Below are 25608 nucleotides of genomic sequence, written 5' to 3'. Positions count from 1 at the left end.
GCTTAAATTTATACTAAATATCTAAGGCTAGAAAAGAAAAGCCATGTTAAATTTTATATTTGAATCTAATGAATACAGACTTAGGGAGTTACAGAAAGTCATATGAAAAGCAAGAATTACTTGAAGAAAACGTGAGTGACAATCCGATGGAATTGTTTCAAAAATGGTTTCATGAGGTTGATCATAATTTTGATATTGCGGAAACAAATGCGATGACAATAAGCACTCTGGGATTGGATGGCTTTCCAAAAAGTAGAGTAGTACTCCTTAAAAAATATACTTATGAAGGTTTTATTTTCTACACGAACTATGATAGTGAAAAAGGTAAAGCCATACTTAATAACCCTAAAGTTTGCTTGTCATTCTTTTGGCCAGCCGCCGAACGTCAAATCATAATTAAAGGAAAAGCCGAAAAAATAGCTGATAATTTAAGTGATGGTTACTTTGAATCTCGACCTCGCGGAAGTCAATTAGGAGCTTTGGTCTCAAATCAAAGTGAAACTATAGCAGACAGAACAGTTTTAGAAAAACGTCTTAAAGCATTAGAAAAGAAATATGAAGGTAAAGATATCCCAAGACCTGAGTTTTGGGGAGGATTTATAGTTAAACCTCAAGAAATTGAATTTTGGCAAGGTCGTCCAAATAGACTTCACGATAGATTGCGCTATCAATTGGATGATGAATTTAATTGGAATATGGACCGATTATCTCCTTAACACTATAATTAAAAAAATCGATTAAATGCATTTAAATAACGTTTAAATGCATTTTTTTTGTTTTCAAATGTGCATTTCATCGATGTTTTGCATAATTTTTCGATGAAATGCATGCTTTTTATCGATTTTAACAATTCATTAACATTTTTTATATAATCAGGTCTCTATTTTAGTAATCCCAAATCTATAATAACCGCTTATGAGACCCTTTAAACACTTGCCAATTATGGCATTAGTAGCTCTGCTATCGTTTTCATGCTCTACAGAAAGTATTCCTGATGAGACCATTGATACAATGGCATTACCAGTCCCACCAGCTGCTAAAACAATCGAAATAGAAATTTTAGAGCTTATCAATGCTCATAGAATTAATGAAGGCCTTACACCATTAAATAATCACAACACCATCAAAGCTGTTGCTTATACACATACAGATTACATGGTTGAATCTAATAATGTAGGTCACGATAATTTTTTCCAACGTAAAAACAGTTTAATGCAAAATGCATCTGCTACAAGAGTATCAGAAAATGTTGCTTATGCATATAGCTCTGCAGAATCTGTAGTCAATGCATGGATCAATAGTGACGGACATAGAGACAATATTGAAGGCGATTTTACCGACTTTGATATTTCAGCAGAACAAAACGATGAAGGTAAATGGTATTTCACCAATATCTTTATTAAAAGATAATGACTTAAAAATTGATTAATAGCAAATCGTTATTTTTAGGCCACAGTTTTTAACTGTGGCTTTTTTAATTTCAAATTTTGAAAAATTGTAAATACTAGTTTTAAAGTTAGGTATTATAAAGCTTAGTTACTAGACTTTTGTAGGTACGTCCAATAGGTACTTTATGTCCAGAAATCCAAATAATATTCCCTTCGATTTGATTTATTCTATCTAATGCAATGATGAATGACTTATGTACTCTTAAAAAATGATTGGTAGATAATAAGTTGATATAATGAGATATACTTTCATGGCTAACGATATAACTATCTTCAAAATAAAGTTTAGTGTAATTGCCATAGGCTTCAATATATAAAATATCCTCAGATTTTATTTGGTGATATTTTTTATCGCCTTTAACAAAAAAATTTATATGCTCAGGTGATAGACTATTACTAATAATTGTTGGCGATTCAGAACCAATAGTTTTGTTGATGGCCTTAACAAAGCGTTCAAAACTAAACGGCTTTACCAGATAGTCTGAAATATTTAACTCATAACCTTCTAATGCAAACTCCTTATAAGCTGTTGTTACTATAACTTTTGGTGGATTAGTTAATGTCTTTAAAAATTCGAAACCACTAAGCTTTGGCATGTTTAAATCTAAAAACATCAAGTCTACAGATTCAGTATTCAAAAATGCCATGGCGTCTAGGGCATTATAGCAGTTTTTCTTAAGCTCTAGATGAGGCAACATACCACAAAATTCTTCAATTATTTCATGTGCCAATGGTTCATCGTCTATTATGATATATGATGTCATTATTTATTAATCGTTAATTCAACTTTATAAGTTGAAGTCGTTTGATTGATTGTTAGTTTATGAGAATCTGGATAGATAAGTAATAGCCTACGTTTCAAATTCTCTATTCCAATGCCTTTATTATTATTATTTTCTGAAGGTATTTCATAATTATTTTCAACTGAGAAGTAAATTTGATTTTTATCGCTATGCAGAACTATAATCACATAAGCATCACTTGTAAGCTTCTCAACACCATGTTTAAAAGCATTTTCTAACAAGATAATGAATAACAATGGAGCAATTTCATCAGCTGGTAATATATTGTGCTCAAATTCAATACTTACATTTTTTTTATGTCTAATTTCATGAAGTGCTATGTAATTTTTCAAATAGTCTATTTCTTCAGAAAGCAGTACTCGTTCATTTTTGCCTTCATAAATAGTATAACGCATCATATCAGACAATTTCAGAATCATTTCGGGTGCTTTCTCAGATTGTTTTACTGTAAGGGCATATAAATTATTTAAGGTATTGAAAAGAAAATGCGGATTCACTTGAGTTTTCAACAATTCTAGTTCGGCTTTTCCTTTTTCAGATTTTAAAGTATTAAACCATTTCCATTGTTCATATATCCAAATAAAGAATAGAACAGGAATAGGGAACATGAGTAGATTTAGTATTCTATCATGATATAGTTCTGTATAGTTTTCATCAAGACGCAAGTAAAAAAAATAGCAAAGTATCAAGCCATAAACGAGTAAGATGAGTATACTATATTTTTTAAAGAACTTTGGAAAAAACAGATAGAATACACCTAGCCAAAACACTACAATTAGAAAAATTACAATAGGATGATTTGGAATATTAAAATAGTTGTCTGTTCCAAATGTTAGGAAGGCAATAATAAGCAAGACTACTATTTTTAATAATACTGCTTTTTTCTTTTTAAGATGTCCAAAATGAAATAGAGCAAAACCTGTTACCAACCACCAGAATCCAAAAATAACAACTGTCTCTAGTGGAGCATCTTTAGGGATGCGTATAAAACCAATATACTCAAAATACCACGTGACTATTGCAACTATTATTGCTGCTAGTCCAAAAGCTTTATATTTTTTCATGAATGCCATCATACTTCAAAACTACACTAGTAAAAGTATCTAAACAAACTAATTGATAAACGACATGTTTATTTTCATCAATGGTATTGCTTTTTATTTAAAGTGTAATTGAAGCCCTTTAGGAGGTTGTGTGTTTATAAAATAGCGACACTGGTCATTTTTATTGGTAGGTAAAGGATGTCTAAAATAAATTCGCTAAAAACAAAAATCAATGAATACACTTACAATTCAAAATGTGTCTAAAACCTATCCTAATGGTGTAAAAGCATTAGATAATATTAATTTGACGATATCAAACGGAATGTTTGGTTTGCTTGGAGCTAATGGAGCAGGGAAATCAAGTTTAATGCGAACTATAGCAGCATTACAAAAACCTTCTAATGGTACTCTGGAGTTTAATGCTATAGACATTATTGAAACTCCTCAAGATGTACGCAAGCATCTTGGGTACTTGCCACAAGAGTTTGGTGTGTATCCAAAAATTTCTGCTCAAAAATTATTGGATCATTTGGCCATTTTAAAAGGCATATTAGATAAGAAAGAGCGTCAGGAACAAGTTGAAGCTCTTTTACATCAAACTAATTTATACCAACATAGGAAGAAATCTGTTCACACGTTTTCAGGAGGAATGAAGCAACGTTTTGGAATTGCACAAGCCTTATTAGCTAATCCTCAGCTTATTATAGTTGATGAGCCAACTGCTGGCCTAGATCCAGAAGAGCGTTATCGTTTTTTAAATCTATTAAGTGAAATAGGAGAAAATGTGATTGTAGTACTATCTACACACATTGTAGAAGACATCCAAGAATTATGTACACAAATGGCTGTATTAGCTGATGGCAAAATTATTTCAAAAGGTCGTCCATCAGATTTGGTTAAATCCATTTCTGGAAAAGTATGGAGTAAAATTATACCAAAAGTAGAATTAGACGATTATAGTGATAATTATCAAGTCATATCAACACGACTTATCGCAGGCGAAACACAAATACGAGTGCTATCAAATAACCAGCCTAATCCAGAATTTAAGCCTGTTACAGCAGGATTAGAAGATTATTATTTTACACAAATGTTTCTAAATCAATCATCAAAAAACGACTAATATGTTATTACAATTATTGCGTTTTGAAGTTTTATATCAATCAAAACAACGCGCCTTACTAATTTTTGTTTTGCTCTTTTTTATCTATGGTTTCTTTCTTGGAGGTTTAGGGCAAGCTCCAGCTCAAGTCAATTTCAATTCGGCGTATCAAATTGCCAATTACACTACTATTTCTACATTGGGATGTGTCTTTATCATCATGTTTTTTGCTATTAGTGGAGTGATTAGAGACAAAAAGCATCAAATGGAATCCCTTATATTTAGTACATCTATAAGTAAAACACATTTTTTTTGGAGCCGATTTATTGGAGTATTCCTGTTTAGTGTTTTAGCTTTTTGTCTTTTTCTTCCAGGATTTATTATTGGTTTATCTATTTCAGATTTAGATGTTACTCGTTTATCACCTTTTCAGTTACAAACATATGTATGGCCATTTTTAGTGATAATTATTCCAAACTTCTTTATATGTAGTGCGCTTATTTTTTCGGTAAGTATACTGTCAAAAAGTAATCTAGCTACTTATGCTAGTGCAGTTCTTATTTATATATTATACTTTCTTGTAGCATTTTATTCTAATTCGCCTATTATGGCATCATCTGTACCAGCTTCTGCAGAAAGTTTGACCATCTCAGCTCTGGTTGATCCATTTGCAGGCGCCACATTTTTCGAATACACTCATTTTTGGACGCCTTATGAAAAGAATAACATGATGTTCTCATTTACTGGAACTTATTTTTGGAACAGGTTAATTTGGATTGGATTTTCATTTATAGTTCTAGGCTTTACATATTGGTCATTTTCATTCAGAAAACAAACTCAAAGGATCAAAAGAAAACAGCATGAACCTAGCAATGAAGCTGTGATTAAACCATATTTTTCTGTCCTAACACAATACAATACAAAATCACAATTGCTGGCTTTTAAATCATCATTAGATGTTGATATTAAAGGTATTTTTAAGAGTCTACCATTTTTAGTTGTTGTTGGAACCTTATTAGTTGCTTCTATATTAGAAATTTATGCAAGAATTTTTGAAGGTGGTTCTTATGGAGATAGTTGGTACCCATTTACAAATCTACTTCTTGAAATCGTTATGGAACTGGTTCCAATCTTAAGTCTCATACTTATTGTGTTTTATAGTGGAGAGCTTATATGGAAAGCCAGAGATAAAAAAATTGATAGCATTTTAAATACAACACCTACCCAAAATTGGGTGTTTTTCTTGTCAAAGTTAGTTGCGCTGACATTGGTTCCATTAGTACTTATAGCTACAGTGACATTAGTATGTATTGGTTTCCAATTGACAAATGGATATACCAATTTTGAGATAGAACAATACCTCTCAGTATTTTACTATTATGGAGCACCAATGGTTGTTTATGCTATGATCGCTATATTCATTCAAAGCATAGTAAATAGTAAATTCCTTGGGATGGGTATTACAGGGTTTGTATTTCTTTTTTTAGGATCTTCATTAGCCTCAAATATCGGGATTGAGCACCCAATGTTAAGAGTTGGTAATATGCCAATTCCATTATACTCCAATATGTCAGGATATTCTATACACGCATCTGCGTTTAATACTTATGCTATATTTTGGACTACATTTGGAGTTGTACTATCATTTTTGTCTTTTAAGCTCTGGAAGCGTAGAATTGAAGGGACAGAACATTTTCTCGAAAGCTTAAGTATTAAAAAATGGAAGCGTTGGGAAATAGTAGGATTGCTCAGTTCTATTGTTTTGTTTTTAGTATTTGGAACACTATTATTTATAGAATTAAATATTAAAAATAACTACATGAATTCTAACGATTTCATGGATCATGCCGAACAATATGAGCGAAAGTTTAAAGTATATGACACTATTCCAAGACTTCACTATATAGATTTGAAAACGAAAGTTGACATATATCCCAGTAAACAAAAGTATAGTGTAGATGCAGATTATATACTTATTAATAAAAATGAAATTCCTGTTACACATATATTTATTACTGAACGCAAAGTACTATCGGAAATCTCTGTTGATAATACAGAATTAATATTTAAAGACAGTGTTTTTGGGACTTATCTTTTTAAATTTTTTAATCCTATTCTTCCTCAGGAAACTGTAAGATTGCGTTATAATTTTACTAAACAATCTAGTCCATATAATGTAGATAGGACCATTGTGAAAAACGGTTCATATATCAGGCATGATGGTTTTGAACCTGCATTGGGTTACCGAAGTTCTATGGAAATATCTAATCCGCACGAACGTCAAAAAAGAGAACTTCCTAAGCAAGATGTTGAATTTGAGGGAGATGAACATCTTTTTTCTAGAGAAGCTAGTTTAGGGAATGTTTCATATCAAACTATTGTGTCGACTGCAGAAGATCAAAAAGCTCTGGCTGTTGGTAATCTATTAAAAGAATGGAAAGACAATAATAGAAATTATTATCATTATAAATTACCAGATAAAAATATTCCTGCGTTAGCATATTTTTCTGGAAGTTATTCATCAAAAAATAACATTTATAAGGATGTGTCTTTAGAATATTATTATCATCCAGATCATGATATGAATCATAAGGCTATAGATGCGAGCACGAAAGCTACTTTAGATTATTGTATAGACAATTTTGGCAATTATCCTTTTGATCATTTACGTATTGCAGAAATACCATCATATCATAGTTTTGGAGGGGCAGCACATCCAGGACTCATCAATATGGTAGAAGATAATTTGTATCTCATAGATATTAGAAATACTGGGACTTTTAATTTAGTTGCAAAGCGTACTGTTCACGAAGTTGCTCATCAATGGTGGGGAATGATTCTTAAAGCTAAAAATGTAGAAGGAGGAGGGTTTATAGTTGAAGGTTTTACAAAATATATTGAAGGTGTTGTTCTGGAAAAAATGTATGGAAAGGGAGCTTTATGGGAACTCAATAAAGCCTCTAATGATAGGTATTTTGGAGGCCGTACGTTTGCATCAACAAAAGAACCACCAGTGTATCTTACAGATAGTGAAAATTATCTAAACTACGGAAAGAGTAGTCTAGTTATGTTGTCATTACGAGATTTAATAGGTGAAGATAAGTTAAATCAAGTATTGCGTATCCTTACAGAACGATATGCACAAAGTCAAGAATTTGAAGTTCATACATTAGAATTTATTGAAGAATTGTATAAAGTAACGCCTGAAATTTATCATGATTTAGTTGATGACTGGATGAAAAAAATAGTACGTTATGATTTATCTATCGGTGATTCTTCGTCTGAAAAATTAGAAGATGGAGCATACGAAATTACATTAGAAGTAAAAGCAAAACGCTTTGTAACAATGGAAAATGGCGAAGAAAAAGCAATAGGCATTAATGAACCAATTAAAATAGGATTATTTAGTAAGCACCCTAAACATTTAGGTAAAAATGATTTGCCAATCTATTTACAATCTCATTTAATAGACAAGGAGTCTAATATATTAAAGATTAGAGTAGAGGAGTTGCCTAAACTAATGTCAATTGATCCATTTTTAACACGTGTAGATCGTATTTATTCAGATAACCTAAAGGAACTTTAATTTGAAATATCTAAAAAAAAGCAGACTCATAATAAGTCTGCTTTTTCAAGTTTAGTTTAGAGGGTGATTATTCTTTTAATATATAGAAATATGATCTTCTATTTAATTGATGCTTTTCTTCGCTACATTTGACACCATTAGAACATTCATTTAGTAATTGAGATTCTCCGTATCCAATAGCACTTTCTATGCGTTCAGGAGCAATACCTCTTGAAATAATATATTCCATTGTAGATTTCGCTCTTCGATCTGATAATTTCATATTGTATTTATCGCGTCCACGACTATCTGTATGTGATTCAATTTTAATAACCATAGTTGGATGCGCGCGCATAACATCTACAATATTCTCTAGTTCATACTGAGCATCTGTTCTAATATTCCATTTGTCAAAATCAAAGAAGATAGGGTTAATTACAATCTGACTATCAGTAATTAATGGTTCTAAATATAAATCGGCTTCTGTTACCTTTTCATGCTCATTATCTGTAGTCACTTTCTTTTGATCATCTTTAAAGTCTTCTTTGCTAGCAATAACGGTATAGTTAGTATTACAATCGGCAGTGAATTCATAGCTTCCATCATCACCAGATTCTATTTCGGCGATAACTTTTCCAACTTCATTAATAAGTTTTACAGTTGCACCTGGTAGTATCTCATTAGTATTTCTATCTCTAGTAATTCCTTTTATGGTTTGAATACAAATTGAAGCATCAAAACCGTATATATCATCACTTCCTTGTCCGCCTGGTCTATTTGAAGAGAAATATCCAGTGTGTTCATTTTCTGCTTCAGAAGTATTTTTGAAATACGCAAAATCATCGGAGCCACTATTATATGGTGCTCCTAAATTTTCTGGTTCGGCCAATTCATCTTTTAGAAGGTTAGATTTAAAAATATCTAACAGTCCTAAATTTAAGTGACCATCCGAAGAAAAATAAAAGGTACTGTCTTTAGCTATAAAAGGGAACATTTCTCGACCTTCCGTATTAATTTGTTCTCCTAAATTTCTTGGCTCAGAATATTCATTTCCGCCTTTAATATCAACAACATATATATCAGTACTTCCTAATCCGTCTTCACGATCAGAAACGAAGTATAATTGCTTGTTATCTGGACTTAGTGCAGGATGACCTGTAGAGAATACATCGTCATTAAATGGCAATTCTACTATGTTGGTCCATTGATTATCAACTAAAGTTGCTTTGTATAATTTAAGATGTGTCGTTCCTTTTTTATCGTATTTTACTTTTTTAGTACTCTTGCCCACATTATCTCTTGTGAAATACATCGTATTTCCATCATTGGTAATAGCTACAGAAGCTTCGTGAAAATCTGTATTTAACTTTTCAGCAGCTATAAAATCTGGTGTACCATACGTTGTTGTATCTACACTTTTGTCAACAGATACTTGATAGATATCCAAAAATGGCTCCTTATTCCAGCTATACAATTTCTTTTCATCTGTGTTTCTAGACGACGCAAAATAAAGCTGACCATTATGAATGTAAGATCCAAAATCTGAATACTTAGAGTTAAATGGTAAATTTTGAAGCTTCACGACTTTATTTTTATCTGCACTAGCTAATTCATTATACTTCGCTATATTCTCAGGATTATAACCTTTGATACGCGTATCATTATTTTGAATTTCCATGAATGTCTTCATCCATGTATCGGCTTCTTCATATTGACCTAAACTGCGTAAAGATTGTATATGCTTATAGATATATTCTGGATTGATATCATCTTTTCCATACTTTTCTAAAGCTTTGTCATACCAAAATGCTGCTTTTTCAGATTTAGAATTGTTATAATAACAATCACCTAAACGTGTCAAGACATGAAGACTGGTATCACCTTTTTTCAGAACTTCTTCATAGAGTTCTGTGGCTTTTACATACCCAAAATTGCTAAAAAACTTATCAGCAAGTTTTTCTTGGGCAATCATAATTGTGCTACTAAGCGCAAATATTAAGATTAAAAACTTTGATTTCATCATTGATTTGTTTTTTAGAAATATCGTGGTGATTTAATACGCTTACTTTTAAATATTTCAAACATTAATAGCACTTCGTGAGTTCCACTTGTATAAGGCCTAAGATCTGAAATTGGATATTCGTATGCGTAACCAATTCGTAATTGTTTTGATATTTGAAAATCTGCAATACCACCAATAGCAGCAGCACGTTCATTTATTCTGTAACCAGCACCAACCCAAAATTTTTCATAAAATAAAAAGTTGGCAGTAAGGTCAAAAGATAAAGGCGCACCATTTGTTGCTTTTAAAAGTGTTGCAGGCTTAAATTTTGTGTTTTCACTTAAGTCAAATACATAACCACCAGTGAAATAATAGCTAATTCTTTCCAAAGACTCAAATTCTGCATCACCAGTATAATCTGTATTTAAAAGTCGAGGAGCAGATAGTCCTACATACCATTTACTACTGTGCCAATAGACACCAGTACCAATATTGGGTTTCCAGCGGTCTTCAAAACCAAAAATCACAGGATCATTTGCTTGTGACTGTTGAAAATCACTATCTAAACTATAACTTGTGAATCCAGCTTTGATACCAAATGCTAGTTTGCTATTCTCACCTGTTGGGATTGTATATGAAAAATCGCCATAGAGGTAAGAGAAGTTTTGATATCCGAGTTCGTCATTAATAAATGACAAACCTAGACCAACTCTTTCATTTCTCATTGGAGTATGTATAGAAAGAGTTTGCGTTTGCGGTCCTCCTTCTAGACCAACCCACTGACTTCTATGCAGACCAACAACACTCAAAGTTTCTCTACTCCCTGCATAGGCGGGATTTATAGAAATAGTATTGTACATATACTGAGTAAACTGCGGAAGCTGTTGTGCAACTCCCATCCAGCTACTGAATAGTATAAATGCTATAATATTAAACTTGACTAATTTCATATAGGTTAAGGTTTATTTTGTTGAAACGTAGATTGGGCCCGTAAACGGTTTTAGTCCACTGTTCTTTATATTTATAACGTAATAATAGGTTCCTGTTGGTACAAAGTCTGAGTTTCCAATTGAAGCTTTAGATGATGTACCATTCCAATCATTTTGGTAATTGAAATTCTCATATATTTTTGCTCCCCAACGATTGAAAATCTGTAGTTCGTATGTAAATCCACATTCTTCAACTCCAGTAATCGTAAAGAATTCATTAATACCATCGAAGTTAGCAGTTACTGCTTTAGAAATTTCAACATCATCTTCACCACAAGGGAATACTACACATTCATCATTTAATGTGATAGTGACTGATACCATTCCAGGGCATTCGCCTTCGTAAGTATATGTGAATACATAATCACCAAGTTGATCTTGCGTATAATCATCATTGAAGTCTAATAATGACGATGGATTAAAAATACTACCATTAATAGTTGCGTTGCCAGTAGTAACAGTCCAAACACCATCAATGTCATAATCGCCTAATAGTAAATCAAATAGATCAAAATCAATATCTTCAGTAATACATAAATCTGCATCATCAGTAGGAATTTCACTTTGTACTGTAACATTTACAGTTTGTGTATATAAAGCCTCATTCCCACATTCGTCACTTACAAACCAATCTCTGATGATAGTGTAATCCGTTTCAGATCCATCAGAAGTTGATGTTTCATTAAACTCTACTGTAATATTTGTAGAACATGCATCTTCAAATACTAACTCTGGAACTTCAGGAATATCACTACAAACCACATTGATTACTTCTTCTAGCTCACCAACTAGAGTTGGAGCAGTAGAATCTATAATGCTAATTGTTTGTACAAGACTTGTTGTATTATCACACTCATCTGTTAATGTCCATGTTCTAGTTATAGTAGACTCGTTTGGACAATCACCTTCAGAAATAGCATCAGTAAATACAGCTTCTAAATCTGTTGAACAGTTATCAGCTTCATCAGTAACATCACCAGTTAAAGTAATATCAGTAGCATCTTGGTCACACTCCAGTGTAATATTTTCAGGAACTGTAAACGTAGGCGCAGTTGTATCTTGTACTGTAATGGTTTGAACTAAAGTAGTTGTATTATCACAGTCATCCGTTAAAGTCCATGTTCTGGTAACGATAGATGAATTTGGACAATCACCTTCAGTAACGGCATCAGTAAATGTCGCTTCCAAACCAGTAGAACAGTTATCTGCTTCATCAACCACGTCACCAGTTAAGGTTATATCTGAAATATCTGCATTACAATCTAAGCTTACATCTGCTGGAACAGTAAATGTTGGTGCAGTCGTATCTTCAACTGTAATTGTTTGTATTAAAGCAGTTGCATTTCCACAATCGTCAGTAACAGTCCATACTCTAGTAATGATAGATGCGTTAGGACAATCACCTTGAGCAACAGTATCCGTAAATGTTGCTTCTAAGTCTGTAGAACAGTTATCAGCTTCATCAGTCACATCACCAGTTAACGTTAGGTCAGAACTATCTTCATCACATTCTAGCGTTACATTTTCTGGTACTGTAAACGTAGGCGGAATTGTATCGTCAACTGTAATTGTTTGTACTAAAGTGGTCGTATTATCACATTCATCAGTTAAAGTCCATGTTCTTGTAATAATAGAAGCATTAGGACAATCACCTTGAGCAACAGTATCTGTAAAAGTTGCTTCTAAACCAATAGAACAGTTATCAGCTTCATCAGTCACATCACCGGTTAACGTTAGATCAGAACTATCTTCGTCACATTCTAGCGTTACATTTTCTGGTACTGTAAACGTAGGCGGAGTTGTATCTTGAACTGTAATCGTTTGAACTAAAGTAGTTGTATTGTCACAATCATCAGTTAAAGTCCATGTTCTTGTAATAATAGAAGCATTAGGACAATCACCTTGAGCAACAGTATCTGTAAATGTTGCTTCTAAGTCTGTAGAACAGTTATCCGCTTCATCAGTCACGTCACCAGTTAACGTTAGATCAGAAATATCTTCATCACATTCTAGCGTTACACTTTCAGGCACTGTAAATGTAGGTGGTGTTGTATCTTGAATTGTAATCGTTTGAACTAAAGTAGTTGTATTATCACAGTCATCAGTTAAAGTCCATGTTCTTGTAATAATAGATTCATTAGGACATGAACCATTAGCAAGGGTATCCGTAAATGTTGCTTCTAAGTCTGTAGAACAGTTATCCGCTTCATCAGTCACGTCACCAGTTAATGTTAGATCAGTACTATCTTGATCACATTCTAAGGTTATGCTTTCAGGTACTGTAAATGTAGGTGGCGTTGTATCTTGAATTGTAATCGTTTGAACTAAAGTAGTTGTATTATCACACTCATCAGTTAATGTCCATGTTCTTGTAATAATAGATTCATTAGGACATGAACCATCAGCAACGGCATCAGTAAATGTTGCTTCTAAACCAGTAGAACAGTTATCCGCTTCATCAGTCACGTCACCAGTTAATGTTAAATCAGTACTATCTTGATCACATTCTAAGGTTATGCTTTCAGGTACTGTAAACGTAGGAGGCGTTGTATCTTGAATTGTAATCGTTTGAACTAAAGTAGTTGTATTATCACAGTCATCAGTTAAAGTCCATGTTCTTGTAATTATAGACTCACTAGGACATGAACCATCAGCAACGGCATCTGTAAATGTTGCTTCTAAAAGACCAGAACAAACATCGGTTTCATCTGTTACATCACCAGTAAGCGTTAAATCTAATGGATCTTGATCACATTCAATTGTAATACTCTCAGGAACAGTAAACGTTGGAGGCGTTGTGTCTTCAATTGTTAATGTCGCTTGAAGTGTAGTTGAGTTTCCACACTCATCTGAAATTGTATAGGTTGCAGATATGCTTCCACTTAATCCACAAGATGATACAAAATTTGTATAATCATAATCTGAAGTCACAGTTACAGCTAAATCATCTGCACAAGCTTGAAGTGTTACAATGTTATTTTGATTCCAATCGTTCGCTAATGTTTCATTTTCATCACCTGAACACTCTAATGTTATATCTTGAATATCACAATCAGACAAATCAGGAATTGTTTCATCTCCAAAAGTTAATACTGCAGTAAGTGTTGTTGCATTACCACAATCATCAGTAACAGTATAAGTCACACTAATTGTTCCACAAGGACCACATACCGTATTAAGGTTATTAAAATCATAATCTGAAGTCACCTGACCAGTAAAGTCCGTATCGCAAGAATCAGTAGCACAAGCCTCAAGCGCTGCAATATTGGCCGCATTCCAAGCATCAGCAAATGATTCATTTTCAGTATCAGAACATTCTAACGACGTATTTTCTACAGTACAATTTGAAAGGTCTGGCGCAACTGTATCCTCAAGTGTTAGTGTTGCATTTAATGTTGTTGCATTACCACAGTTATCAGTAATGGTATATACAACAGCAATTGTTCCACCAAGACCACATGTAGATACTAAGTTTGCATAGGCATAATCAGAAGTGACCTGAGTATTTAAGTCTGTATCACACGAATCAGCAGCACAAGCTTCAAGCGCAGCAATGTTAGCTGCATTCCAATCGTTAGCTAATTGTTCGTTATCATCACCAGAACACTCAATCGACTGATCAGTTACCGAGCAGTTATCAAGGTTTGGAGGCGTTGTATCTTCTAAAGTCAATGTCGCATTCAATGTTGTTGCATTACCACAGTCATCAGTAATGGTATATATAACAGTGATTGTTCCACCAAGACCACAAGTAGATACTAAGTTTGCATAGGCATAATCAGAAGTGACCTGAGTATTTAAGTCTGTATCACACGAATCAGCAGCACAAGCTTCAAGCGCAGCAATGTTAGCTGCATTCCAATCGTTGGCTAATTGTTCGTTGTCATCACCAGAACACTCAATAGACTGATCAGTTACCGAGCAGTTATCAAGGTTAGGTGGCGTTGTATCTTCTAAAGTTAATGTTGCATTCAATGTTGTTGCATTACCACAGTCATCAGTAATGGTATAGACAACAGCTATTGTTCCGCCAAGACCACAAGTAGATGCTAAGTTTGCATAGGCATAATCAGAAGTGACCTGAGTATTTAAGTCTGTATCACACGAATCAGCAGCACAAGCTTCAAGCGCAGCAATGTTAGCTGCATTCCAATCGTTAGCTAATTGTTCGTTATCATCACCAGAACACTCAATCGACTGATCAGTTACCGAGCAGTTATCAAGGTTAGGAGGCGTTGTATCTTCAAGAGTTAATGTTGCATTCAATGTTGTTGCATTACCACAGTCATCAGTAATGGTATATACAACAGCGATTGTTCCACCAAGACCACAAGTAGATACTAAGTTAGTAAATACATAGTTTGATGTTACAGTAACACCAAGATCATCGGCACAAGTTTCAAGTGCAGCGATATTAGCAGCATTCCAATCGTTGGCTAATTGTTCGTTATCATTACCAGAACACTCAATCGACTCATCAGTAACAGTACAGTTTGACAAATCAGGAATAGTTCCGTCATCAAAAGTTAATGTTGCGATTACAGTAGACGCATTTCCACAATCGTCAGTAATAGTATATGTAACATTTAGTGTTCCACAAGGACCACAAGTTGTATTTAGGTTATTAAAATCATAATCAGAAGTCACCTGACCAGTAAAGTCAGTATCACAAGAATCAGTAGCACAAGCCTCAAGCGCTGCGATATTGGCCGCATTCCAAGCATCAGCAAGTGATTCATTTTCAGTATCAGAACATTCTAACGACGTATTTTCTACAGTACAATTTGAAAGGTCTGGCGCAACTGTATCCTCAAGTGTTAGTGTTGCATTTAATGTTGTTGCATTACCACAGTCATCAGTAATGGTATATACAACAGCAATTGTTCCACCAAGACCACATGTAGATACTAAGTTTGCATAGGCATAATCAGAAGTGACCTGCGTGTTTAAGTCTGTATCACACGAATCAGCAGCACAAGCTTCAAGCGCAGCAATGTTAGCTGCATTCCAATCGTTAGCTAATTGTTCGTTGTCATCACCAGAACACTCAATCGACTGATCAGTAACCGAGCAGTTATCAAGGTTTGGAGGTGTTGTATCTTCTAAAGTTAATATCGCATTCAATGTTGTTGTATTACCACAGTCATCAGTAATGGTATATACAACAGCGATTGTTCCACCTTGACCACAAGTAGATACTAAGTTTGTGTATACATAATCAGAAGTGACTTGACCAGTAAAGTCCGTATCACAAGAATCAGAAGCACAAGCTTCGAGCGCAGCAATGTTAGCTGCATTCCAATCGTTAGCTAATTGTTCGTTATCATCACCAGAACACTCAATCGACTGATCAGTTACCGAGCAGTTATCCAGGTTTGGAGGTGTTGTATCTTCTAAAGTCAATGTCGCATTCAATGTTGTTGCATTACCACAGTCATCAGTAATGGTATATACAACAGCTATTGTTCCACCAAGACCACAAGTAGATACTAAGTTTGCATAGGCATAATCAGAAGTGACCTGAGTATTTAAGTCTGTATCACACGAATCAGCAGCACAAGCTTCAAGCGCAGCAATGTTAGCTGCATTCCAATCGTTGGCTAATTGTTCGTTATCATCACCAGAACACTCAATCGACTGATCAGTTACCGAGCAGTTATCAAGGTTTGGAGGCGTTGTATCTTCTAAAGTTAATGTCGCATTCAATGTTGTTGCATTACCACAGTCATCAGTAATGGTATATACAACAGCGATTGTTCCACCAAGACCACAAGTAGATACTAAGTTTGTGTATACATAATCAGAAGTAACTTGACCAGTAAAGTCCGTATCACATGAATCAGTAGCACAAGCTTCAAGTGCAGCGATATTAGCAGCATTCCAATCGTTGGCTAATTGTTCGTTGTCATCACCAGAACACTCAATAGACTGATCAGTTACCGAGCAGTTATCAAGGTTTGGAGGCGTTGTATCTTCTAAAGTTAATGTCGCATTCAATGTTGTTGCATTACCACAGTCATCAGTAATGGTATATACAACAGCGATTGTTCCACCAAGACCACAAGTAGATACTAAGTTTGTGTATACATAATCAGAAGTAACTTGACCAGTAAAGTCCGTATCACATGAATCAGTAGCACAAGCTTCAAGTGCAGCGATATTAGCAGCATTCCAATCGTTGGCTAATTGTTCGTTATCATCACCAGAACACTCAATAGATTGATCAGTTACTGAGCAGTTATCAAGGTTAGGCGGCGTTGTATCTTCTAAAGTTAATGTTGCATTCAATGTTGTTGCATTACCACAGTCATCAGTAATGGTATATACAACAGCTATTGTTCCACCAAGACCACAAGTAGATACTAAGTTTGTGTATACATAATCAGAAGTGACTTGACCAGTAAAGTCCGTATCACAAGAATCAGTAGCACAAGCTTCAAGTGCAGCGATATTAGCTGCATTCCAATCGTTGGCTAATTGTTCGTTATCATCACCAGAACACTCAATCGACTGATCAGTTACCGAGCAGTTATCAAGGTTAGGCGGCGTAGTATCTTCTAAAGTTAATGTCGCACTCAATGTTGTTGCATTACCACAATCATCAGTAATGGTATAGACAACAGCGATTGTTCCACCAAGACCACAAGTAGATACTAAGTTAGCAAATGCATAGTTTGATGTTACAGTAACACCAAGATCATCGGCACAAGTTTCAAGTGCAGCAATATTAGCAGCATTCCAATCGTTGGCTAATTGTTCGTTATCATTACCAGAACACTCAATAGACTCATCAGTAACAGTACAGTTTGACAAATCAGGAATAGTTCCGTCATCAAAAGTTAATGTTGCGATTACAGTAGACGCATTTCCACAATCGTCAGTAATAGTATATGTAACATTTAGTGTTCCACAAGGACCACAAGTTGTATTTAGGTTATTAAAATCGTAATCAGAAGTTATTGTCAGATCTGCATCACAGGCATCTGTAGCACAAGCTTCAAGCGCTGCAATATTGGCCGCGTTCCAAGCATCTGCAAGTGTTTCGTTATTAGTGTCTGAGCATTCTAATGTGGTATTTTCTACAGTACAAGATGAAACATCTGGTGCAATAGTATCCACCACAGTAATTGTTTGTGTCTCAGATACAGAATTCCCACAGTCATCAGTAGCTGTCCAAGTTCTAGTAATTGTTTCAGTATTTCCACAAGCATCAACAGATATATCAGTAAATGTTACTGTTGTATTTCCACAAGTATCAGTAGCTGTAGCATTTCCAGTAGCAGTTGGGTCGGTACTTTCAGTACATTCAACAGTAGCATCAGAAGGTATTGTCAATATAGGTGCTACAGTATCTCTTACAGTGATTGTTTGCGTGTCAGAGATAGTATTTCCACAATCATCAGTAGCCGTCCAAGTTCTAGTAATGGTTTCAGTGTTACCGCAATTACTAATGCTAGTATCATTATAGGTTACAGTTGCATTTCCACAAGTATCAGTAGTTGTAGCATTTCCAGTAGCAGTTGGGTCTGTACTTTCGGTACATTCAACTGTAATATCAGCAGGAATTGTTAAAGTAGGAGCAGTAGTATCAACTACAGAAATGGTTTGTGTATCAGATGTTGTATTTCCACAATCATCAGTAGCCGTCCAAGTTCTAGTAATTGTTTGTGTGCTACCACAAGCATTGACCACAGTATCGCTAAAAGTTACAGTAGCATTTCCACAGGTATCGGTAGCAGTTGCATTTCCAGTATTTGCCGGATCAGTACTATCTGTACACTCTTGAGTAATATCACTCGGTATGTTTAAAGTAGGAGCAGTAGTGTCAACTACAGAAATAGTTTGTGTATCAGATGTTGTATTTCCACAATCATCAGTAGCCGTCCAAGTTCTAGTAATTATTTGAGTATTTCCACAACCAGCAATAGACGCATCTGTAAAGGTTACCGTTGCATTTCCGCAGGTATCAGTAGCAGTAGCGTTTCCAGTATTAGCTGGATCAATAGATTCTGTACACTCTACAGAAATGTCATTTGGAATATTTAATATTGGAGCAGTAGTATCTACTACAGAAATTGTCTGAGTATCAGATGTTGTATTACCACAGTCATCTGTAGCTGTCCATGTTCTAGTAATCGTTTGAGTATTTCCACAACCAGTTACGGATACATCGTTAAATGTTACAATTGCATTTCCACAAGTATCAGTAGCAGTTGCATTTCCAGTAGCAGCAGGATCTGTACTTTCAGTACATTCTACCGTAATATCAGTTGGAATCGTTAACGTAGGATCTACAGTATCCTGAACGTTTATAGTTTGTGTATCTGAAGCTGTATTTCCACAGTCATCAGTGGCAGTCCAAGTTCTAGTTATTGTTTCAGTATTTCCACATCCAGTAATAGAAGTGTCTGTAAATGTTATCGTTACATTTCCACAAGTATCAGTAGCAGTTGCATTTCCAGTAGCAGCAGGATTTGTACTTTCAGTACATTCTACTGTAATATCAGCTGGAATTGTTAACGTAGGAGCAGTAGTGTCTACTACAGAAATGGTTTGCGTATCAGATGTTGCATTTCCACAATCGTCAGTAGCCGTCCAAGTTCTAGTTATCATTTCAGTATTTCCACAACTAGTTACAGATGTATCGTTAAACGTTATAGTAACATTTCCACAAGTATCAGTAGCAGTTGCATTTCCAGTAGCAGCAGGATCTGTACTTTCAGTACATTCAACTGTAGTGTCTGCCGGAATCGTTAGCGTAGGAGCAGTAGTATCAACTACAGAAATGGTTTGCGTATCAGATGTTGCATTTCCACAATCATCAGTAGCCGTCCAAGTTCTAGTAATTGTTTGAGTATTTCCACAACCAGTTACAGATGTATCGTTAAACGTTATAGTAACATTTCCGCAGGTATCAGTAGCAGTTGCATTTCCTGTAGCAGAAGGATCAATACTTTCTGGGCATTCAACAGAAACGTCGTTTGGTATTGTCAATGTTGGAGGTGTATTATCCTCTACAGAAATAGTTTGTATTTCAGAAGCTGTATTTCCACATTCATCAGTAGCCGTCCAAGTTCTAGTTATTGTTTCAGTATTTCCACAAGCATCAACTGAGGTATCAGCAAATGTAATGGTAACACTTCCACAAGTATCAGTAGCAGTAGCATTTCCAGTATTAATAGGATCTGTACTTTCTCCACATTCCACAATTTTATTTTGAGGAATAGTTAAAGTAGGAGCTGTAGTATCAACAATAGAAATAGTTTGCGTATCAGAAATTGAATTTCCACAATCGTCAGTAGCCGTCCAAGTTCTAGTTATTGTTTCAGTATTTCCACAAGCATCAACTGAGGTATCAGCAAATGTAATGGTAACACTTCCACAGTCATCAATAGCAGTTGCATTACCTGTATTTGCAGGATCAATACTATTGTTACATTCTACGGTAGCATCATCAGGTATTGTTAATGTAGGTGGAGTAGTGTCTTCTACGATAATATTTTGTACATATTCTAAAGTTGCACCACATTCATCAGTAAATGTCCATGTATTAGTGTAAGTACCATTAGAAGGACAATCTGGGTCTACAACAAACGCACCAGACGTTTTGGTGATAGTAAAGTCACATTTGTCAGTTTCAGGTTCGAGATCTTGCGCATCATCTAAGGCATCGGCATCTGAACATTCTACAGTTCTATCCAATTCACCAGGAGCTGTTTCCCAATTAACAACAGGTTGAATAATGTTTATCGTTAAAGGAAGCTTATTACCTATATTACAATCACCTAAAGCTGAAGAGCTTAATGTTGATTGGCTATTTGGGTTTTGAACACCATTATAATTAGCAATAAATTGTAAATCAAATGATAAATCACAGTTCTCTTCTAAGAAATAACACTCGTCCTTAATAATAAGATCAAAATCGATTGTTAATTCTGGGTCTCCAGCATCTACCATTCCATTCTCAAAGTCAAACACAAGTTCTCCTGTATCTGAATCAAATGTATATGTAATACCAGATGGTAAATTGTTTGGAGTAATATCTTCTATCTGAGGCGGTAATGTTGCCGAAATGGATAAATTTACGGCATTGTCATTTCCTTTATTTATAACTGAAAAGTTAAAACCTAGTACATCTCCGGGATTGGAAGGGCTAGATCCCGAGTCCATCACAACCTCAATAGGATCTAAATCTGGAGCCCAAACATCAACGGCGAGTCCAACCAAATATAAACCATAAGTTTCTTGATTAGATGTTAATCTTAAAGTTGCAGACGTTTGATTGTTAGTAATTATGCTGTTAGAAGTATTGTCAAGTGAAAATACAGCGGCATCAAAACCTAATGTATTTAAACTGGCTGGGTTTCTATCTGTAAAATTTGAATTACCAAGAGTTATTCTACTATTGAAAAAATTATTACTTGATCTTTGAGGAGCAGAAATAGGAACAAAAGTATTTAATGGTGTTCTTATTTGTAATTGATCACCACTTAAATCCTGATCACCTTCTAAAGAACCTATTACAACATTTGCATTAACATCACCAGTAGGAACAGTTTGAAAACCACCAAAAGTGATGTCAAAATTATTTGTTGAAGCTGTTACATTGGCATATCCATCAAATAAACCGATGTTTTTTGATGGCAGTTTAGGACTTTCATATACAAATACAATTTGCCATCCACCAGAAGTACCAATGGTTCCACCATCATGACCAATTACACTACCAGTTTTGGCTTCGACATTTGCTACTTGATATGTACCAAAAGGGTCATCTAAACCAGTTACTATGCTAGTGATATCTTTAACGCATATGTATGGATCGTTATAAACATGGGTATTTCTACCTCTAAATATTATGTCATCTGCCGTTAAGGTCGCATACGAAGATTGACCAGGCAGCATAAGTTTTATGTCATTATAATTCCAATCTGGTTGATTTTCTGAGTTAGCATCTGTATCAGGCTCCCTATCTGCTGCTGCCCAATATAAATACACTTTATAGACAGATAAGCATGATAGTTGAGGTTCAGGATTTATGAAATTAGCACTACTAGAGTTAAATGTAGTGTCATCATTATCGATATCTACATACACATTATTTGTAAAATCGTGATTTCCATCACCACCATTATAGTTGCCAGTCGCAGTTCTGGATAACATATTATTAGCGATCATAGTTACATCTCCTTTAACCGTTTCGTTAAAACGAGGAGTGAAAGGGTCTAAAACCTGTGCAGAGGCATAGATTCCAGAAACAAACATAATCACGCTAAGTATGTTCTTTATTTTGTTATGATTAATAGCATTTTTCATAAGTCCTAATTTTGATTTGTGGCTTAATTAGATTGTACTAATTAAAACTCTTGGGATCTGGAATTAATGATTTTATTATTATAGGATTACTTAATGATTTTCCTGTTTTTGATATTGCTTTAACTTCGGAACAGTTCCAAGTATTAAGTTTAGTGTTTTTGGGTCTAGATATTTTAACGTAAAACTCTAATGTCTCACCAGCTCCAACACTCATGCTTTTGGCAGTATTACTTTTTTGTTTGTTTAAAGTATTCTGCTTAAGCGCAACTTGTTTCTGAGCACTAACATTTTCACATGTTACATTTTCTGTTGAAATACTAAACTCAATGCTCTTATTTGCATTGTTAGTTATTTCCATTAAGTAGAAATGCTCAGTTTCATTGACGGTTTTGTCTGAATCCTTCTTTAAGGATAAGCTCAACTGCTCTTGACCAAAAAATGATTGAAAGCCAAAGCATGCTAGTAAAACTGTAATTACAATTTTTTTCATGTTTAAATTAATTAACAATATGTTATATTTCGCTAAGCGATGTTTTAAAAAATACAAATAGAAGTGATTGGAACTTTGCGGGCCTTAATCAAATTTTCTATTTTTTTTGAGGGAAGAACATTGGTAACCAATGTTTGGTAAATGGATATATTAATATATTTTTGATTTGGGGTCATTAAACACTTAATTTACTAAACAAAAGAACTGATTACGAGTACCTTTGACAAATTTAAATGTTAAAGGGAGCAAAATACTCGTTAAAACGGAAATATGCAACATTTTATCGATAAAAAACGCATTTAATCGAATATCTATGAAAACAATAATACTTGTTAGACATGCTAAATCTTCTTGGGAATATGACGTAAGTGACCAAGAAAGACCATTAAAAAAACGTGGAATAAATGATGCGAACCTAGTAGCTAATGCTTTCACAGAAAGACTATTAGTTCCAAACATTGTGTATTCTAGTCCGGCTAATCGTGCTTTATCCACCTGTAAGATTTTTATGAAAATTTTAAAAATTGAAACGGATATGTTAGAAATTCATCCAGATCTTTATGATTTTGGAGGGGAAAATGTGATTAATTTCATAAAAAAATTGGATGAAGATTATCAAAAAGTTATGATTTTTGGACATAATCATGCATTCACATCTATTTGCAATATATTTGGTGATAAATTTATTGATAACCTTCCAACAAGTGGTTTAGTTGTTATAGATTTTGATGTAAATTCATGGTCGGAAATTAGCCATGGAACAACACGATTTATGATTTTGCCCAGAGATTTAAAATAATGACAAAAGATAAAAATAGTTACATAAATAGAGAATTAAGTTGGCTTCAGTTTAATGAACGCGTTTTACAAGAAGCAGCAGATGAAAGTGTTCCATTGATTGAACGCTTTCGTTTTTTAGGTATTTTCTCCAACAATTTAGATGAATTCTTCAAAGTGCGATATGCTACAGTTAAGCGTATTGATGAAGCTGGAAAAGGAGGGAAAAGTGAGTTAGGGATTAAAGCAGCTGATCTATTAGAAATCATTACTCAAGTTGTAATTAAACAGCAAAGTAAAAGTTTGGACATTTTGAGTAATATCCAAAAGAAATTAGAAAACGAAGGTATTTATATTATAAATGAAACTCAAGTTGATGAAGAGCAACACTCATTTATAAAAAATTACTTTATTCAGCAGATTAGCCCTGCATTGGTTAACATTGTTTTAAGCGATTCAGTAGACCTTCCACACCTCAAGGATAGTGCTGCGTATTTAGCTGTTAAAATGGAACTGACCAATGCAGAAAAACAATTCGCTCTTATCGAAATCCCAAAATCTATGAATCGCTTTGTTGTTCTTCCAAAGAAAAATGACAAATGCTATATCATGATTCTTGATGATTTACTTAGGTATTGTTTAGATGATATTTTCAATATATTCAGTTATAATAATATCACAGCTAATATGATTAAAATCACTCGTGATGGTGAATTGGACTTTGACAGTGATTTGAGTAAAAGTTTTATTGAGAAAATTTCAGATAGTGTAAAAGACAGGCAAATTGGTGATCCGGTACGTTTTGTTTATGATAAAACCATTGATGAAGAAACGCTTGAATATTTAATGACCAAAATGGGAATTGACTCAAAGGATAGTGTGATTCCTGGTGGTCGCTACCATAATAGACGTGATTATATGGGCTTTCCTAGTTTAGGAAGAACAGATTTGTTATATCAAAAAATTAATCCGCTGCAAATCAAGGGCTTGAGCCTAGAACGAAGTATTTTCAACACAATAGCCAAAAAGGATTACCTGCTTCATACACCTTACCAAACCTTTTCATATGTTGTTAAATTTTTGCGTGAAGCTGCATTAGATCCAAAGGTAAAAACGATAAAGATCACCATATATAGACTAGCACAAATTTCACATATTGCTAGTTCTCTTATTAATGCGGCCAAGAACGGTAAAAAAGTAACTGTGGTTATCGAATTAAGAGCGAGATTTGATGAACAAGCCAATATAGATTATGCAGAGCAAATGCAGGATGAAGGAGTAAACATGCTCTTTGGAGTTTCTGGTTTAAAAGTCCATAGTAAGATTTGTGTTATTGAACGTGAAGAAGGAAAAGATATTAAACGTTATGGTTTTATAAGTACAGGTAACTTTAATGAGTCTACAGCAAAAATATATACAGATTTCACCTTATTTACCGCCAATCAAAAAGTACTAAAGGATGTGAACAAAGTGTTTAACTTTTTTGAAACTAATTACCGCATTTATAGATATAAACACATCATTACTTCGCCTCATTACACTAAATCAAAACTATTTGCGCTTATAGATATTGAAATTGAAAATGTGAAACAAGGTAAGCCTGCCTTTATTAAATTGAAATTAAACAGCATTTCGAGTTATAAGATGATAGATAAGCTCTATGAAGCTAGTCGTGCTGGTGTAAAAATTCAAATGATTGTTAGAGGTATTTGTTGTTTGATTCCAGGAGTTAAAGGTATGAGTGAAAATATTGAAGTCATTAGTATCATTGATAAATTTCTTGAACATACAAGACTATATGTGTTTTGTAACGATGGCGATCCAAAAGTTTATATTTCTTCTGCAGATTGGATGACACGTAATATAGAAAATAGAGTAGAAGTGAGTTGCCCTATTTATCAAAGCGATATCAAGCAAGAGTTATTGGATGTTTTTGATATTTGTTGGAATGACAATGTTAAAGCTAGAGTGATTGATGAAACTCAGAGTAATGAATATATAAGAAATGACCAAGATAAGGTTAGAGCTCAATTCGCACTATATGACTATTTTGAAAAAAAACTGAAATCTTAA

General features: G+C 34.2%; 12 protein-coding genes. 6 read left to right on the top strand and 6 right to left on the bottom strand.

The window, feature by feature from the left end; all coding sequences use genetic code 11:
* Window positions 1-68 precede the first annotated feature (68 nt).
* Complete coding sequence (gene pdxH, locus Q0783_RS10125; RefSeq protein ID WP_298894837.1) at window positions 69-716, top strand: pyridoxamine 5'-phosphate oxidase; 648 nt, start codon at window positions 69-71, stop codon at window positions 714-716.
* A 199-nt stretch (window positions 717-915) separates the two neighbouring features.
* Complete coding sequence (locus tag Q0783_RS10120) at window positions 916-1410, top strand: CAP domain-containing protein (RefSeq protein WP_230935672.1); 495 nt, start codon at window positions 916-918, stop codon at window positions 1408-1410.
* Window positions 1411-1516: 106 nt separating this feature from the next.
* Here Q0783_RS10120 and Q0783_RS10115 read toward each other — a convergent pair whose 3' ends face one another.
* Window positions 1517-2212, bottom strand: a complete 696-nt coding sequence (locus Q0783_RS10115; protein WP_298894835.1) for a LytTR family DNA-binding domain-containing protein — start codon at window positions 2210-2212, stop codon at window positions 1517-1519.
* On the bottom strand, window positions 2212-3315 hold the full coding sequence (locus Q0783_RS10110) for a histidine kinase (protein ID WP_298894833.1): 1104 nt from the start codon (window positions 3313-3315) through the stop codon (window positions 2212-2214). Before Q0783_RS10110 ends, Q0783_RS10115 begins: the two co-directional genes overlap by 1 nt.
* Window positions 3316-3526: 211 nt before the next feature.
* On the opposite strand from Q0783_RS10110, the gene Q0783_RS10105 reads away from it, so the two are divergent.
* On the top strand, window positions 3527-4417 hold the full coding sequence (locus tag Q0783_RS10105) for an ABC transporter ATP-binding protein (RefSeq protein WP_298894831.1): 891 nt from the start codon (window positions 3527-3529) through the stop codon (window positions 4415-4417).
* 1 nt (window position 4418) lies between these two features.
* Entirely contained in the window at window positions 4419-7982 is a 3564-nt protein-coding gene (locus Q0783_RS10100; protein WP_298894829.1) for a M1 family aminopeptidase, read from the top strand.
* 67 nt (window positions 7983-8049) lie between these two features.
* On the opposite strand, the gene Q0783_RS10095 is transcribed toward Q0783_RS10100, so the two are convergent.
* Genes Q0783_RS10095 through Q0783_RS10080 form a run of 4 tightly spaced genes read right to left on the bottom strand, consistent with a single transcriptional unit; the run spans window position 8050 to window position 22758 of the window.
* A complete protein-coding gene (locus tag Q0783_RS10095; RefSeq protein WP_298760029.1) occupies window positions 8050-9984 on the bottom strand; it encodes an OmpA family protein in 1935 nt (644 codons plus the stop codon).
* Between the two features lie 11 nt (window positions 9985-9995).
* Window positions 9996-10913, bottom strand: coding sequence for a type IX secretion system membrane protein PorP/SprF (locus Q0783_RS10090; RefSeq protein WP_298894827.1), 918 nt, complete (start codon window positions 10911-10913; stop codon window positions 9996-9998).
* Between the two features lie 12 nt (window positions 10914-10925).
* Window positions 10926-22268 carry a gliding motility-associated C-terminal domain-containing protein gene (locus Q0783_RS10085; protein WP_298894826.1) on the bottom strand — a complete coding sequence of 3781 codons (11343 nt, stop codon included), beginning with the start codon at window positions 22266-22268 and terminating at the stop codon, window positions 10926-10928.
* A gap of 37 nt (window positions 22269-22305) precedes the next feature.
* Entirely contained in the window at window positions 22306-22758 is a 453-nt protein-coding gene (locus Q0783_RS10080; protein ID WP_298894824.1) for a hypothetical protein, read from the bottom strand.
* Window positions 22759-23071: 313 nt separating this feature from the next.
* Between Q0783_RS10080 and Q0783_RS10075 the strand changes: the two genes are divergently transcribed.
* Window positions 23072-23557, top strand: a complete 486-nt coding sequence (locus Q0783_RS10075; protein WP_298894822.1) for a histidine phosphatase family protein — start codon at window positions 23072-23074, stop codon at window positions 23555-23557.
* Window positions 23557-25608: a polyphosphate kinase 1 gene (ppk1, locus tag Q0783_RS10070; RefSeq protein WP_298894820.1), complete on the top strand. Its 2052-nt coding sequence runs from the start codon at window positions 23557-23559 to the stop codon at window positions 25606-25608. The genes Q0783_RS10075 and ppk1 overlap by 1 nt, the downstream gene beginning before the upstream one ends.

The organism is uncultured Psychroserpens sp. (assembly GCF_947500255.1).
Classification (GTDB): domain Bacteria; phylum Bacteroidota; class Bacteroidia; order Flavobacteriales; family Flavobacteriaceae; genus Psychroserpens.
This window is presented reverse-complemented; position numbering and strand designations above follow the sequence as displayed.

Bases quoted from the DNA above. Each gene is read 5' to 3' on its own strand.
- pdxH (WP_298894837.1), top strand. From the start codon at position 69: ATGAATACAGACTTAGGGAGTTACAGAAAGTCATATGAAAAGCAAGAA.
- Q0783_RS10120 (WP_230935672.1), top strand. From the start codon at position 916: ATGAGACCCTTTAAACACTTGCCAATTATGGCATTAGTAGCTCTGCTA.
- Q0783_RS10115 (WP_298894835.1), bottom strand. From the start codon at position 2,212: ATGACATCATATATCATAATAGACGATGAACCATTGGCACATGAAATA.
- Q0783_RS10110 (WP_298894833.1), bottom strand. From the start codon at position 3,315: ATGAAAAAATATAAAGCTTTTGGACTAGCAGCAATAATAGTTGCAATA.
- Q0783_RS10105 (WP_298894831.1), top strand. From the start codon at position 3,527: ATGAATACACTTACAATTCAAAATGTGTCTAAAACCTATCCTAATGGT.
- Q0783_RS10100 (WP_298894829.1), top strand. From the start codon at position 4,419: ATGTTATTACAATTATTGCGTTTTGAAGTTTTATATCAATCAAAACAA.
- Q0783_RS10095 (WP_298760029.1), bottom strand. From the start codon at position 9,984: ATGATGAAATCAAAGTTTTTAATCTTAATATTTGCGCTTAGTAGCACA.
- Q0783_RS10090 (WP_298894827.1), bottom strand. From the start codon at position 10,913: ATGAAATTAGTCAAGTTTAATATTATAGCATTTATACTATTCAGTAGC.
- Q0783_RS10085 (WP_298894826.1), bottom strand. From the start codon at position 22,268: ATGAAAAATGCTATTAATCATAACAAAATAAAGAACATACTTAGCGTG.
- Q0783_RS10080 (WP_298894824.1), bottom strand. From the start codon at position 22,758: ATGAAAAAAATTGTAATTACAGTTTTACTAGCATGCTTTGGCTTTCAA.
- Q0783_RS10075 (WP_298894822.1), top strand. From the start codon at position 23,072: ATGAAAACAATAATACTTGTTAGACATGCTAAATCTTCTTGGGAATAT.
- ppk1 (WP_298894820.1), top strand. From the start codon at position 23,557: ATGACAAAAGATAAAAATAGTTACATAAATAGAGAATTAAGTTGGCTT.